Genomic DNA, 13,686 nt, shown 5'->3' on the forward strand with positions numbered 1-13,686 from the left:
CGGTGTGTCTGGCGAAACTGGGGTGGACTTGTTGGGGCTGCTGCGCAGCCCAGCGCGGGGCAAGCCCGCTCGCCACAGGGGGGGTGGCTGGCGCGGGAAATGTGGAGAGTTGCCGGCTTACTGTGGAGAGGGGGCTTGTTGTGGAGAGGGGGCTTGTCCCCCGTTGGGTGGCGAAGCCGCCCTGAAACCTGCTTGCTCGGTGTGTCAGGGGGAACTGGGGTGGGTTTGTTGGGGCTGCTGCGCAGCCCAGCGCGGGCGATGCGGCGTTCCGACAAGCCCGCTCGCCACAGTAGGGGGGCTGGCGCGGGAAATGTGGAGAGGGGGCTTGTCCCCCGTTGGGGGGCGGAGCCGCCCTGAAACCTGTTTGCTCGGTGTGGCAGGGGGTGGGGTTGTTGGGGCAAGGGAGTCGGTCTCTACGGGACTTGCGGGGTGGTGGACAGGATGGGAAATATCAGCCGGAACTGGGTCTCGCCGCCCGGTACGCTGCTGGTCTCGGCCTGGCCTTGGTGCAGGCTCATGATCGAGCGCACGATCGCCAGCCCCAGCCCGGTGCCGCCTTCGGACCGGGCGCGGCTGTTGTCGGCGCGGTAAAAGCGCTCGAACAGGTATGGCAGGTGTTGCGCTTCAATCCCCGGGCCCGGGTTGCTCACGGCCAGCGCTACATGCTGATTGTGGGTGTCGACCTGCAATGAAATCCTAGAGCCGTGCGGGCTATGGCGGATCGCGTTGGACAGCAGGTTGGAAATGGCCCGTTGAATCATCAGCCGATCACCCAGGACCCAAGCGTCGCCGGCCTGGGTCAACTTCAGTGCTTTGTCTTCGGCGCTCAAGGCAAACAGTTCCATGACCCGCAGCGTTTCATCCCGCAGGTTCACTGTGGTGAACGAAGCCCGCGCCGCCGGATGGCTGACCTGGGCCAGAAACAACATGTCGGCAACGATCCGCGCCAAGCGGTCCAGTTCTTCGGTGCTGGATTCCAGAGCCGATTTGTACTCGTCGGGCGCCCGGGCGCGAGATAACGTCACCTGGGCCTTGCCCATCAGGTTGGTCAAGGGCGCGCGCAGTTCGTGGGCCAGGTCGTCGGAGAATTGCGACAGCTGCTGCACACCGGCATCCAGCCGATCGAGCATCACGTTGATGCCCCGGGCCAGTTCGTTGAGTTCCCTGGGCAGATTCTCGACGGCCAGGCGATGGCTCAGGTCCTGGGTGGTGACTTTAGCGGCGACGCGGCTGAATTGCTGCAACGGGGCGAGCCCGCGCTGCACCAGCCACCACGCACCCATGCCAATCAAGATCAGCAACAGCGGCAGGGCGATGACCGTGGATTGCAGGTAGGCACTGAGCAACGCCTGGTCGTCAGAGCGATCCAGGGACAGTAACACCCGCACATTCTCCCCGGTGTGCAGGCGCATCAGGCTCGATGCGCTGAGGATCTGGTTGTCACGGCCATCGGTCCAGTTCAGAAAGCCCAGGGTTTTCCCGGCGGTAAAGTCCAGCAGCAAGGGCTCCTGGGGCCTGGCGCCGACGCTCAGCAGCACCGCGTTGGCGGGTGCCGGGCCGATGATGGTCAGGTAGAAGTTGTCATGGCCCATCACCAGGTCCAGCAGTGAATGGGGCCGGGCACTGATGTCGCGGGTGTTGAGGTCTTGCAGCAGGCTGTGCTGGATCTGCTCCATCTTGCTTTCCAGGCCCTTGCGCGCAAGGTTTTCCAGCTCATGGGTGAGGGCCAGGTACGCCAGACTTGCCAGCAACAACACCAGGCCGGCGCCCATCAGGCTGACGGTGAGCCCCAGGCGCATGGATAGACTGCCGGTTCTCATTGGCGTGCTTCCAGCACGTAACCCACGCCACGAATGGTATGGATCAACTTGACGTCGCTCTGGTCATCGACCTTGGCCCGCAGCCGGCTGATCGAGACCTCTACCACATTGGTGTCGCAGTCGAAGTTCATATCCCAGACCAGCGAGATAATCTGCGTACGCGTCAGAACCTCGCCGCTCTGGCGCATCAACACCTGCAACAGCGCGAACTCCTTGGTGGTCAGGTCGATGCGCCGCGTACCCCGGTAAGCCCGGTGGCGGCGCGGGTCCAGCTCCAGGTCGGCGACGCGGAATATCTCCGGCAACGCAATCGGCTCACTGCGCCGCAGCAACGAGCGCACCCTGGCCAGCAACTCGGGAAATTCGAAAGGCTTGACCAGGTAGTCATCGGCGCCCATGTCCAGGCCCTTGATCTTATCGGCCAGGCGCCCACGGGCGGTGAGCATCATCACCCGCAAGGTATTGTCGCGGCGCAACTGTTCCAGCACCTGCCAGCCGTCCTGGCCGGGCAGGTTGACGTCAAGGATCACCAGTTCATAGCGGTGCTGGCCGGCCAGGTGCAGGCCGTCGATGCCGCTGGCGGCGCAATCGACGACATAACCACTCTCACTCAAGCCTTGATGCAAGTAGTCGGCAGTTTTTGGTTCGTCCTCAACCACAAGGATACGCATGCAGATTGACCTCTTACTGATAAGCGAATAGGTGACGGGAGCTACACGGGATAACGGCTGTAGTCCGCAAAGTAGGAAAATTCTGAGCCTTGAAGTAGCTTCAGGGTCAAGGAGGGGGTTGGATAGCATCGAGCGGGCAAAAAAAAGCGCCCGTGAGGGCGCTAAAAATTCATCTCCTTCCAAAGGAGCTCCACAAAAAAAGCTTCAAGAGATGAATGTGCTCGGGGTACGCCGCTCAGATGGCTGTTGGGGCCGATGCATCCGAGGGCGCTGGATTTTGCTCGGCCACGGCTTGGCTGCCGTGGATCTGCTGCTGTTGCTGGCGAAACTCGGCCAGCCACTGGCGGGAACGCTCACCGCCGTCATCGGCCAGGGCCGCGGTGGATGCCGCACCGATTAAAACGCTGAATAAAATGTGCAGTGGCTTCATAAACTTTCTCCGCAAAAGACCCGTGCCGTTAGTTCGCGGTCGGTCGAGGCAGGCAGTATATGAAGGCCAACTTAACGAGAACGTGAGGCGCATATTACAGTTCTGACAGACTGCAAATTGTGAAGAAGTGCTAGTTAACGGCAAGTGAATGTAAGCACTTGCCGTTAAGTGTTATCAGAGGATGGCCAGCGGGTATTCAATGATCAGCCGGAATTCTTCCAGGTCCGATTCAAAGGCGCTGGAGCGTACCGTCGCCTGGCGAATGCGTACCGACAAGTCTTTCAGAGTGCCGCCCTGAAACACGTACTTGGCCTCGATATCGCGCTCCCAGCGGCGCTGGTCGGTGAGCGGGTCACCCATGGCGTCGCGGCGCATGTACACCGAGTTGGCGTTGCTGTAGTCAGCGCCGGTGCCCTTGCCATAGCGAGTCATGAACGACAGGCCCGGGATGCCCAGGGTCTGCATGTCCAGGTCATAGCGCAACGCCCACGAGCGTTCCTTGGGCGAGTTGAAATCGCTGTATTGGATCGAGTTGTCGAGGAAGATCGAATCTGACTGGCGCAGGTAATCGAAGTCATCGTTGCCGTTGTTGCGCTGGTGGGAAAGGGCCAGGCGATGGGCGCCGACCTTGACCCCGAGCTTGGCGCTCCAGATATTGTTGTTGAGCTCGCCCAGCAACCGCTTGCCCTCGTCCTGGGCGTTGTAATAGTTGAATCCGGCAAACATCGCCACCTCTTCCGTCAGCGGATAATTGACCGCTGTACCGAAGTAGTACTGGTCCCACGCGTCCTTGAGGCGGCTGCTGTAGAGGCTCAGGCTCCAGTGCTGATTGGCCTGGTAGTCGCCGCCGAAGTAACCGACCCAGGGCGCATTCACATTGCCTGCGTAAAACGTCGCGAAGCCCTCACGCATGCCGCTTTGGGTTGGCTGGCTCATGGCGTGCAAACGCCCACCTTGCAAGGTCAGGCCTTCCAGGCTGGTGTTTTCCAGCGTGACGCCACGAAAGCTTTCCGGCAGCAGGCGTGAGTCGCCGTAGTGCACCACCGGGGTTTGCGGGAAGACGTCGCCGACTTTGACCACGGTATCCAGCAGGCGCATTTTCAGCGCGCCGCCGAGTTTGCTGTAGTCGTCTTCGGGACGGTTGTCGCTGTCCACCGGCAACATACCGAATGAGCCCTTGGCGCCGCTGCGCCCGGTGCCGGAGTCGAGCTTGAGGCCGTACATCGCAAACGCGTCCAGGCCAAACCCCACGGTGCCTTGAGTGAACCCGGACTCGAACTTGCCGATCAGGCCCTGGGCCCATGCCTCTGAGTAGCCATTGCCGGTCGGGCTGGACTGGCCTTTGCGGTCATCGCGATTGAAGTAAAAGTTGCGCGCCAGCACGTTCAACGTACTGCCTTCGATAAACCCCTCGGGTTTGTCTTCTGCGGCCACGCCCGCCAGCGGTGTTGCGCTGGCCAGTGCCGCGATGATGGAAAGGGAAAGTGTGCGGTTAGTACGCATGTATCGCTCCTCGGTGTTGGCAGCTATGAGCTTTTTTAGTCGCCTGGGGCGTTCTTATTGGAGAGCTATCCCTGATGCGGGGAGCCCGGCTCATAGTTGCAAACAGCGAATAACGCCGAGGTGGCATGGGCATTACAATTTTGCTAGTTCAGCGGTTTATAACGGATACGTAATCCGCCCGTGAAGCTCCTGACAGGAAGCGTTAGTTACTCTCGATCCTGAACTTTCAACCACTTGAAGTCAGACGAGGACACTTTAATGAAGCGTTTAACACGAGCCCTGGGCGTGCTGGTTTTTTCTCTGTCCATGGCGGCAATGGCCGAAGGCGGTGGGGATCGCGCCATGGCGCAATTGATGCAAAACAACCAGGAGGCCATGGCGCGTTATGCCGCCGAGCAAGGCAAACCCGTGCCTGAAGTGCAGGCTTATCGCTACGGGATGAAGCTGGATATCGCCCGGGTGGTGAGTGTCACGCCGCCGGTTCGGACCTGCAAGGTCGTGCCCTCGCGCATGACCTATGAAGACTCCAGCGGTCAACTCAAGACCCTTGAGTATCAGGTCTTGGGCTTGTGCCGTAACAACGGCAGTTGAGGGACTGAAAAAATAGTTGAATCGGGGGCTCAAGTCCTCTTCAGAAAACGCCAGCAGCGCCGATGGTTAGACAATCCACTATTGACTGCCCTCCGGTGCTCCCCATGTTCAATACCCGCTTGAAGCAGGAGCTGTCCGCTCTTCGCGAAGAACTGTCCAGCCTGCAGCAGGTCAAGGAAAGCCTGGAGAGCGAGATGCTGGCCCTGAGCCTCGACCCCGAAGGCCGGATCGAGTCGGTCAACCAGAACTTCCTCGACGAAATGCTCTACAAGTCCAGCGACCTGCTGGGCCATGCCATCCATGGGTTTGTGCCAGAGCACGTGAAGCGCGACGAGTTCCAGCAGCGCTTCAGCAATGCCTTGAGCCGTGGCGAACACTTTGCCGGCACCGTGCGCCTGCTGCGTGGCAATGGCAAGGAAGCGTGGTTGCGCTCCATCGTGCAGCCGGTGCGGGGCGCGGATGGGCGCATCAAGCGGTTTTCGGTGTACTCCAGCGACTTGACCCGCACCATCGAGGCGTCCCGTGAGCACGAAAACCTGATCACCGCGCTGGTGCGTTCGACGGCGGTGATCGAGTTCGACCTCAATGGTCACGTGCTGGCTGCCAACGAGCGTTTCCTCCAGGGCATGGGTTACAGCCTGGCGCAGATCCAGGGCAAACATCACCGTATGTTCTGTGAGCCCCAGGATTACAACAGCGCTGAATACCAAGCCTTCTGGAAACGTTTGAACGACGGTGAATTTGTCGCTGGCCGCTTCAAGCGCGTTGACGCCCATGGCCGCGAAGTATGGTTGGAGGCGTCCTACAACCCGGTTCTGGATGCCAACGACCGGCTGTACAAAGTGGTCAAGTTCGCGACGGTGATCACCGACCAGATCCATCAGGAACGCGCGGTGGCCGAGGCTGCCAACATTGCCTACAGCACTTCATTGCATACCGACAGCAGTGCCCAGCGCGGTACCGCCGTGGTCACCCAGGCGGTGGAGGTGATGCGCGACCTGGCCAAGCACATGGAACAGGCTGGCGAGGGCATCGAGGCCCTCAACGCCCAGTCCCAGGTGATTGGCACTATCGTCAAGACCATCAGCGGGATTGCCGAGCAGACCAACCTGCTGGCGCTCAACGCCGCGATTGAAGCGGCCCGTGCCGGCGAGCAGGGGCGCGGGTTTGCGGTGGTGGCCGATGAAGTGCGGCAGTTGGCCTCGCGTACCAGCAAAGCCACGGAAGAAATCGTCGGCGTGGTGCGTCAGAACCAGGACATGGCCCGCGATGCCGTGGCGCTGATGACCGATGGCCGGCTACAGGCCGAGCAGGGTTTGTCCCTGGCGGCAGAGGCGGGCACGGTGATCGTCGAGATCCAGGACGGCGCGCAGAAAGTGGTGAGTGCCGTTGGCCAGTTTGCCAACCAGTTGTCCACCTAGACGCAAGACCAGCCAATCAGGGGGCATGAACCTCGAACAGCAACAGGTCGAACCATTGCCCGTCGAGCAGGAACGCCTTGCGTGAATGCCCATACTGGGTAAAGCCGCTGCGCTGCAACACCCGCAGCGAGCCCGGGTTCTGCGGGCGTACAGTGGCTTCGATGCGCTTAAGGGCATGCTCGCCAAAGGCTTTTTCCAGGCCCAGCGCCACGGCTTGTCGCGCCAGGCCACGACCGGTGAACTCGGCCCCCATGCGGTAGCCCAGGGACGCCGAGTGATAATAGCGGCGGCGCACTTGGGTAAAGTTGATCCGCCCCACCAGCACGCCGTTTTCGCGGATCAAGTATTGATAGGCGCGGTCTTCGCTGGCCTCCAGCAGCGCGCTCTCGATGGCGCGCTGTACGCCTTCGACGCTGTAGTACGCTTCGGGCCGGGCATTGATCCAACTTTCGAAAAAGTCCCGATTCGCCAGCTCGAACGCCAGTAACTCGTTCACGTCATCCCACTGTGGGGGCGTCAATGTCAGGTTCATCCCTGGAAAACCTCTTGGTGGTGGCCGCGCAGTCTTTCTTCTCACACTCGGGGCGCTGGATTCAAGCGCTGCCTACCAGTGCGCCTGTGCCAATGCATCGGCAAAGGCGATCAGCTTCGGCGAGTACTGGCGCGAGGGTGGATACACCAGGGAAATTGCGCGGCTGCGCCCAGCGAAGCCTTCCAGGATCGGCACCAAGCGCCCGGCAGCGAGGTCGTCGCGCACGGCAAAGTCCATCACTTGGGCAATACCGAATCCGCCCACCGCGCCGTCCACCAGGGCATCGCCAATGTCGAAGATCAGCCGCCCCTCGACGCTGACATCGCGCACCTTGCCGTCGAGCATGAACTGCCAGTCCACCATCCGCCCGCTGCGCAGGTTGCGCACGGTCAGGCAACTGTGGTCGTGCAGTTCTTCGACGGTTTGCGGGGTGCCAAAGCGCGCCAGGTAGGCGGGGGAGGCGACGGTCACCCAGCGCAGGGGCGTCAAGGCCCGGGCGATCAGGCGCTGGTCGTGGATCTCGCCGGTACGCAGCAGGGCGTCGAAACCCTCATCGACGATATCCACCAGACGGTCGGTCATCACCGCTTCGATGCGCAGCTCGGGGTAACGTAAGGTCAGCTCACCAATGACCGGCATCACCACTTTGCGCCCGAACAGCGACGGGGTGCTGATTTTCAGTAAACCCGAGGGCGTGCTGCGACGGTCGAGCAGCAGCTTTTCGGTCTCGGCCAGCTCGGCCAGCAATGGCGCGCTGCGTTCATACAGCATTTGCCCATCCGGGGTCAGGCTGACGCTACGGGTGTTGCGTTGCAGCAGGCGTACGCCCAGCTCGGCTTCCAGGCGCGAGATGGCGCGGGACAAGCCTGATTGGGTGAGCCCCAGGTCCCCGGCGGCGCGAGTGAAACTGCGGGTTTCGGCGACGCGGACCAGCAGGCGAACGGCGTTCAGATCCATGATTAAAGTCATAACTGAAAGAGTGATATGGCTATTTATCATCTGCTGGGCATGAAAGACACTGGCCGCACTCTTTTTTGGACAGGATGTTGTGATGCCCGCCATTCCCTCAAGTCGTCCCTCGAGCTGGATGCTGATGTTGCTGGCCACTGCCCAACTGATCATCGCCCTGGACGCGACCATTGTGTTTGTTGCCTTGCCGCAGATCGGCAGCCACCTGGGCTTTTCTGCCCAACAGTTACAGTGGGTGGTCAGCGCGTATACCGTGGCGTTTGGCGGTTTTCTATTGCTCGGTGGCCGGGCCACGGACCTGCTGGGCAAACGCCGTTTGTACCGGGTGGGCCAGTCGTTGTACGCGCTGTCGTCGTTGGCGGCGGTACTGGGCGGCAGCGCGTTGTTGCTGGTGCTGGCGCGCGCGGTACAAGGGGTGGGCGGTGCGCTGCTGTTTCCGGCGACCTTGGCGTTGATCAACACGCACTATGCGCAAGGGCCGCAGCGCAACCGGGCCTTTGCGGTGTGGAGCGCAGCGTCGGCCGCCGGGCTGGCGTTGGGTGCGTTGTTGGGCGGCGTGCTGACCCAATGGTGGGGTTGGGAGGCGGTGTTTCTGGTCAACGTGCCCTTGGCGGGCGGCTGTGCGCTGGCGGCGCGCTACTGGATCCCCGCCGACGGCGAGCGCAGCCGAGGTCGCAGTTTTGATGTGAGTGGTGCGTTGACCGTTACCGTCGGCGGCACGCTGCTGGTGTTCGCCCTGGTGCAGGGACCGGAATGGGGCTGGACGGCGCCCGCGACCCTGGGCTGCATGCTGTTGGCGCTGGCCTTGCTTGGGCTGTTTGCCTGGATCGAACACCGTGGCCGCGATCCGTTGATGCCACTGCGTCTGCTGGGCTACCGCGAGTTACGCATGGCCATGGTGCTGACGGCGGTGTTTATGAGCAGCTTTGGCGTGCAGTACTACTTCCTCGCGTTGTACTACCAGCAGGTCTACGGCTACAGCGTGTTGCAGGCCGGGCTGGCGTTCTTGCCGGCGACATTGGTGTGTACCCTGGGTATCTGGCTGGCCGAGCGCGCGCTGGTCAAAATCGGCTTGCGCAACACCCTGGTCAGCGGCCAGTTGGCCGGGGCGCTGGGGATTGCCCTAGTGTGCCTGGCGTTGCCCACGGGGGTGGGGTTCTGGTCGTTGTTGCCGGGGATCTTTGTCTTGAGCCTTGGCCAAGGCATGACCTGGACCGCGATGTGGGTGGCCGCAGGCCTTGGCGTCAAGTCGGGAGAGCAGGGCGTGGCGGCGGGCATGGCCTCGACCACGCAACAGATCGGCGGCGCGCTGGGGTTGGCGGTGCTGGTGTCGCTGGCCAATGCTGGTGGGGCGACAGGTGTGGGGCAAGCCCAGGGGATCGAGTTGGCGTTGTGGTGGAGCGCGGGGATTGCGTTGGTGGGAGCGATGGTGGCATTGCGACTGAGGTCATCGCGGCCGGGACCGGTTCTGGAGGCCGCTTAGGGTTTCTGTAGGAGCGAGCTTGCTCGCGAAGAGCTTAACTGCACGGCGTTTATCCTGGATAAACGTGGCGTTCTCAGGTTTTTCGCGAGCAAGCTCGCTCCTACAGTTTAGCGGCCGAGCATCTTCACCCAGCGCGACGGCGGTATGCCGAAGGTGCTGCGAAACTGTCGGGTCATGTGGCTCTGGTCGGTGAAGCCGGCGATCAGCGCCGCATCCACCAATGACTGACCCTGGCCCAGCAGGTTGCGCACCAGATCCAGGCGGCGCATGGTCAGGTAGCGGTAGGGGCTGGTGCCGAACAACAGGCGAAAATCCCGCGACAAGGCCCAGCGGTCCCGCCCGCAGTGCGCGGCCATTTCATCAAGGGTGATGCTGCACCCCAAGGCGCTGTGGATAAATTCCCGGGCCCGTTCGGCGGCCTGGTAATCAAAGGTCTTGCGGCTGACGCTGATACCCGACGCGTTGTTCAGGGCATGGGCCAGGTCGAACAACGCGTCCTGCTCCTGCATCGGGTCCAGCGGGCAATCGAGTTGCTGCACAAAGGCCTGGCAGGCCCGGTGCAGCCATGGGTCGTTGGACAGCCCGTTGTGGATAAAGGGCAACGGCTTGCCGCCGAGAATCTGCTGGATCAGCGCCGGCTCTACATAAATCATCCGGTACTTGAAGCCTTCGTCGCTGCCAGCCCAGCCATCGTGGACCTCATCAGGATGGATCACCATGGTCGTGCCTGGCAGGCTGTGGGTCTGGCTGCCGCGATAATGAAAACTCTGTACGCCGAACAATGTGTGGCCAATGGCGTAGGTGTCGTGGCGATGAGGGTCGAAGCCAAACCCGGAAAAATACGCTTCGATCCGCTCCAGGCCACTGCCATGGGGCGCACGGTGCAGCCAGTCGATATTCGCGGTGAGTTTGCCCATGGGATGTTTTTCGAAAGATGTCGGATGGAGTGACGTTAACTGAGTCTGAGGTGGCTGTCTGCCGGGGTCTTGTACGATTGTGCGCGGTCGCAACGGTGGCGAAGCGCTGACGGCCCGTGGTAATAAGCCTTACTTTCTACAGTGAGGCCGGGTCATGAGTCAGTTGCGGGTAGGTATTATTTTTGGTGGCCGTTCGGCTGAGCACGAAGTGTCGTTGCAGTCGGCACGCAACATCGTCGACGCCCTCGACCGCACGCGTTTCGAACCGGTGCTGATTGGCATCGACAAGGCTGGCCACTGGCACCTCAATGACACCTCGAACTTCCTGCTCAACCAGGAAAACCCTGCGCTGATCGCCCTCAACCAGTCCAACCGCGAGCTGGCGGTAGTGCCGGGCAAGGCCAGCCAACAACTGGTGGAAACCTCGGGCCAGGGCTTGCTGGAGCATGTCGATGTGATCTTCCCGATCGTCCACGGCACCCTCGGCGAAGACGGTTGCCTGCAAGGATTGCTGCGCATGGCGGATCTGCCGTTCGTGGGTTCCGATGTACTGGGTTCGGCGGTGTGCATGGACAAGGACATCAGCAAACGCCTGCTGCGCGATGCCGGTATCGCCGTGGCGCCCTTTATCACCCTCAACCGTGGCAACGCGGCGTGCACAACCTTCGACCAGGCCCGGCAAAAGCTCGGTTTGCCGCTGTTCGTCAAACCGGCCAACCAAGGCTCCTCCGTGGGCGTGAGCAAGGTGGTTGACGAGGCCGGCTACCTGGCCGCTGTTGAACTGGCCTTGGGCTTCGATGAAAAAGTACTGGTGGAATCGGCCGTCAAAGGCCGGGAAATCGAATGCGCGGTGCTGGGCAACGAGCGTCCCGTCGCCAGCGGTTGCGGCGAGATCGTGGTCCGTGACGGCTTCTATTCCTACGACAGCAAATACATCGACGACCAGGCCGCGCAAGTGCTGGTGCCGGCCGACATCAGCGTCGAGGCCAGCGAGCGCATCCGTGCCCTGGCCGTTGAGGCGTTTGAAGTGCTGGGCTGCGCCGGGCTGGCGCGGGTTGATGTGTTTCTGTGTGAAGACGGTGAAGTCTTGATCAACGAGGTCAACTCATTGCCCGGTTTCACCCGCATCAGCATGTACCCCAAGTTGTGGCAGGCGGCGGGGATGAGCTACAGCGAACTGGTCAGCCGCTTGATCGAGCTGGCGCTGGAGCGGCACACTGCACGCAAGGGCTTGAAGATCAGCCGCTAAGGGACGGACCAAGGACTGTGGCGAGGGGGCTCGTCCCCCGCTGGGATGCGCAGCAGCCCCAAAACCAGCCACCTCGGTGTGCCTGACACTACTCGGTGGGCCTTATTGGGACTGCTGCGCAGCCCAGCGGGGACGAGCCCCCTCGCCACCCGGGCTGGCTCTCAATCACCCAACGCCTCACCCTCACGCCGTGGATCTGCGCCGCCACTCCAGGTCGCCTTGCCCTGGGCATCGCGCACTCGCACGATGGCCTGGGTACCGCTGGTCATATCGATCTCGCTCAAGGCGTGCCCACGGTCCTTGAGGGCCGCTTTCAATTGCGCGCTGAACAGCCCTTGCTCCAGCTCGGTCGCGCCGTTGCGGCTGCCGAAGTTGGGCAGGCTGATGGAGGCTTGCGGGTCGAGGTTCCAGTCGAGCATGCCCACCAGGGATTTGCTCACGTATTCGATGATCTGCGATCCGCCGGGAGAGCCGACCGTGGCCAGCAGCTCGCCGCTTTGGCGGTCGAAGACCAGGGTCGGCGCCATGGACGAACGCGGGCGTTTGCCCGGCTCGATACGGTTGGCCACTGGCTGGCCGTTTTCTTCGGGGATAAAGGAAAAGTCCGTCATCTGATTATTCAGCAGGAAGCCCTGGACCATCACGTGGGAGCCGAACGCGGCTTCGATGGTGGTGGTCATCGACACCGCGCCGCCCTGGTCATCCACGGTGACCACTTGCGAGGTGGATATACGCAGTGGCGAGCGATCCGGCGCGTAAGCCACCTGAACCCCCGCCGGTTGGCCGGGCTTGGCCACGCCCATGCTGCGCTCGCCAATCAATGCCGCGCGGCTGGCCAGATAGCCGGGGGCGACGAGGCCCGCGACCGGTACGGGAACGAAGTCTTCATCGGCCACATATTGTGCGCGGTCGGCGTAGGCCAGGCGATCGGCCTCGGCAATCAGGTGCACGGCGGTGGGCACAGGTTCCAGGCCAGCGGCAGTCGTTGTCTTCACAGGTTTGAGCGGCGCCAGGGCCCAGCGCGGGTCGCGGGCTTCGAGGGCCTGCAAGGTGCCGAGGATCTGCGCAATGGCCACCCCGCCCGAAGACGGCGGCGGCATGCCGCACACCTGCCAGCGCTTGTAGTCGGTACACAGCGGCGTGCGCTCCTTGGCGCGGTAGGCCTGCAGATCGTTCAACGCGAGGCGGCCAGTGTTGTGATGGCCCTGGACCTTGCGTGCAATCTCCTCGGCGATCGGACCGTGGTAAAGCGCGTCGGGCCCTTCCTTGGCGATACGTTTGAATACATTGGCCAACGCCGGGTTTTTCAACAGGGTGCCCGTGGCTTTCGGGCTGCCGTCGGCATTGAGAAAATACGCCGCCATGTCTGGTGACTGGCTGATGTAGCGGTCGGCGGCGATCAGGCTGTGCAGGCGCGCAGAAATCGCAAAGCCTTGCTCGGACAGCTGGATCGCCGGCGCAAACAACTGCGCCCAGGGCAGGCGGCCGCTTTGTTCGTGGGCCATCTTCAGCGCGCGCAGGACACCAGGGGTGGCGACCGACCGACCACCGATCTGCGCCTGGGCAAACGCCATCGGCGTGCCGTCGGCATTGAGCAGCATATCGGCCGTGGCGCCGGCCGGTGCGGTTTCACGGCCGTCATAGGCCCGAACCTGCTTGCCATCCCACAGCATGATAAAGGCGCCACCGCCGATCCCCGAGGACTGCGGCTCCACCAGTGTCAGCACCGCCTGCATGGCGATGGCCGCATCGATGGCCGAGCCACCCTGGCGCAGAATCGTGCGCCCGGCTTCGGCTGCCAGCGGGTTGGCTGCCGCCGCCATATGGCTCTCGGCGTGACGTACTGTCATATCGGTGCGATAGCCCGAACCCAGCTCCGGGGCGGGCGGCAAGTCGGGGCTGCTGGCGCTGTGGCAGGCGCTGAGGCTGAGGGCGGCGACGATCACCGAAAGGCTGGTAAGGCGCTGCAAGCGTAGGTTGAAAAGCACGCGCTGAACTCCGTTCATTTTGAGAATGATCTGTTGTCCCTGGGGTGATGCTTTGCGGGTAAGTCGCACCTGGCAGATATCTGCGGGGAAGGAGGGCGGACACTAACAGCGG

General features: G+C 62.3%; 12 protein-coding genes. 4 read left to right on the forward strand and 8 right to left on the reverse strand.

Annotation, left to right across the window (positions count from 1 at the left end; genetic code table 11):
• Positions 1-413: 413 nt before the first annotated feature.
• The 4 genes from HBO09_RS18575 to HBO09_RS18590 form a co-directional block, all read right to left on the reverse strand.
• Positions 414-1,820 carry a heavy metal sensor histidine kinase gene (locus HBO09_RS18575; RefSeq protein ID WP_169996059.1) on the reverse strand — a complete coding sequence of 469 codons (1,407 nt, stop codon included), beginning with the start codon at positions 1,818-1,820 and terminating at the stop codon, positions 414-416.
• Positions 1,817-2,491 carry a heavy metal response regulator transcription factor gene (locus HBO09_RS18580; protein ID WP_169996061.1) on the reverse strand — a complete coding sequence of 225 codons (675 nt, stop codon included), beginning with the start codon at positions 2,489-2,491 and terminating at the stop codon, positions 1,817-1,819. The genes HBO09_RS18575 and HBO09_RS18580 overlap by 4 nt, the downstream gene beginning before the upstream one ends.
• A 235-nt stretch (positions 2,492-2,726) precedes the next feature.
• Entirely contained in the window at positions 2,727-2,921 is a 195-nt protein-coding gene (locus HBO09_RS18585) for a hypothetical protein (protein WP_169996063.1), read from the reverse strand.
• A gap of 174 nt (positions 2,922-3,095) precedes the next feature.
• Positions 3,096-4,424 (reverse strand): OprD family porin, encoded by a 1,329-nt coding sequence (locus HBO09_RS18590; protein ID WP_169996065.1) that lies wholly within the window; start codon positions 4,422-4,424, stop codon positions 3,096-3,098.
• 258 nt (positions 4,425-4,682) lie between these two features.
• Here HBO09_RS18590 and HBO09_RS18595 point away from each other — a divergent pair, with 258 nt between their 5' ends.
• Together HBO09_RS18595 and HBO09_RS18600 are read left to right on the forward strand one after the other, a co-directional pair.
• Complete coding sequence (locus HBO09_RS18595; protein ID WP_169996067.1) at positions 4,683-5,015, forward strand: DUF2790 domain-containing protein; 333 nt, start codon at positions 4,683-4,685, stop codon at positions 5,013-5,015.
• 104 nt (positions 5,016-5,119) lie between these two features.
• Positions 5,120-6,436: a PAS domain-containing methyl-accepting chemotaxis protein gene (locus tag HBO09_RS18600; protein WP_169996069.1), complete on the forward strand. Its 1,317-nt coding sequence runs from the start codon at positions 5,120-5,122 to the stop codon at positions 6,434-6,436.
• A 16-nt stretch (positions 6,437-6,452) separates the two neighbouring features.
• On the opposite strand, the gene HBO09_RS18605 is transcribed toward HBO09_RS18600, so the two are convergent.
• Entirely contained in the window at positions 6,453-6,968 is a 516-nt protein-coding gene (locus HBO09_RS18605; protein ID WP_169996071.1) for a GNAT family N-acetyltransferase, read from the reverse strand.
• Positions 6,969-7,040: 72 nt separating this feature from the next.
• Entirely contained in the window at positions 7,041-7,925 is an 885-nt protein-coding gene (locus HBO09_RS18610; RefSeq protein WP_169996073.1) for a LysR family transcriptional regulator, read from the reverse strand.
• A 94-nt stretch (positions 7,926-8,019) separates the two neighbouring features.
• Here HBO09_RS18610 and HBO09_RS18615 point away from each other — a divergent pair, with 94 nt between their 5' ends.
• Positions 8,020-9,420 carry an MFS transporter gene (locus HBO09_RS18615; protein ID WP_169996074.1) on the forward strand — a complete coding sequence of 467 codons (1,401 nt, stop codon included), beginning with the start codon at positions 8,020-8,022 and terminating at the stop codon, positions 9,418-9,420.
• A gap of 107 nt (positions 9,421-9,527) precedes the next feature.
• On the opposite strand, the gene HBO09_RS18620 is transcribed toward HBO09_RS18615, so the two are convergent.
• Positions 9,528-10,337, reverse strand: a complete 810-nt coding sequence (locus tag HBO09_RS18620) for an AraC family transcriptional regulator (RefSeq protein WP_169996076.1) — start codon at positions 10,335-10,337, stop codon at positions 9,528-9,530.
• 154 nt (positions 10,338-10,491) lie between these two features.
• On the opposite strand from HBO09_RS18620, the gene ddlA reads away from it, so the two are divergent.
• Complete coding sequence (gene ddlA / locus HBO09_RS18625) at positions 10,492-11,586, forward strand: D-alanine--D-alanine ligase (RefSeq protein WP_169996078.1); 1,095 nt, start codon at positions 10,492-10,494, stop codon at positions 11,584-11,586.
• Positions 11,587-11,747: 161 nt separating this feature from the next.
• Here the strand turns inward: ddlA and ggt are convergent, their stop codons facing one another.
• On the reverse strand, positions 11,748-13,592 hold the full coding sequence (gene ggt, locus HBO09_RS18630) for a gamma-glutamyltransferase (RefSeq protein ID WP_169996080.1): 1,845 nt from the start codon (positions 13,590-13,592) through the stop codon (positions 11,748-11,750).
• Between the last annotated feature and the right edge of the window lie 94 nt (positions 13,593-13,686).

Origin of the sequence: Pseudomonas sp. WS 5027 (assembly GCF_012985695.1) — a bacterium.
GTDB lineage: Bacteria > Pseudomonadota > Gammaproteobacteria > Pseudomonadales > Pseudomonadaceae > Aquipseudomonas > Aquipseudomonas hygromyciniae.

Coding starts and splice junctions, on each gene's coding strand:
- ggt (WP_169996080.1), bottom strand. CDS start 13,592: ATGAACGGAGTTCAGCGCGTGCTTTTCAACCTACGCTTGCAGCGCCTT.
- HBO09_RS18580 (WP_169996061.1), bottom strand. CDS start 2,491: ATGCGTATCCTTGTGGTTGAGGACGAACCAAAAACTGCCGACTACTTG.
- HBO09_RS18615 (WP_169996074.1), top strand. CDS start 8,020: ATGCCCGCCATTCCCTCAAGTCGTCCCTCGAGCTGGATGCTGATGTTG.
- HBO09_RS18590 (WP_169996065.1), bottom strand. CDS start 4,424: ATGCGTACTAACCGCACACTTTCCCTTTCCATCATCGCGGCACTGGCC.
- HBO09_RS18600 (WP_169996069.1), top strand. CDS start 5,120: ATGTTCAATACCCGCTTGAAGCAGGAGCTGTCCGCTCTTCGCGAAGAA.
- HBO09_RS18585 (WP_169996063.1), bottom strand. CDS start 2,921: ATGAAGCCACTGCACATTTTATTCAGCGTTTTAATCGGTGCGGCATCC.
- ddlA (WP_169996078.1), top strand. CDS start 10,492: ATGAGTCAGTTGCGGGTAGGTATTATTTTTGGTGGCCGTTCGGCTGAG.
- HBO09_RS18575 (WP_169996059.1), bottom strand. CDS start 1,820: ATGAGAACCGGCAGTCTATCCATGCGCCTGGGGCTCACCGTCAGCCTG.
- HBO09_RS18595 (WP_169996067.1), top strand. CDS start 4,683: ATGAAGCGTTTAACACGAGCCCTGGGCGTGCTGGTTTTTTCTCTGTCC.
- HBO09_RS18610 (WP_169996073.1), bottom strand. CDS start 7,925: ATGGATCTGAACGCCGTTCGCCTGCTGGTCCGCGTCGCCGAAACCCGC.
- HBO09_RS18620 (WP_169996076.1), bottom strand. CDS start 10,337: ATGGGCAAACTCACCGCGAATATCGACTGGCTGCACCGTGCGCCCCAT.
- HBO09_RS18605 (WP_169996071.1), bottom strand. CDS start 6,968: ATGAACCTGACATTGACGCCCCCACAGTGGGATGACGTGAACGAGTTA.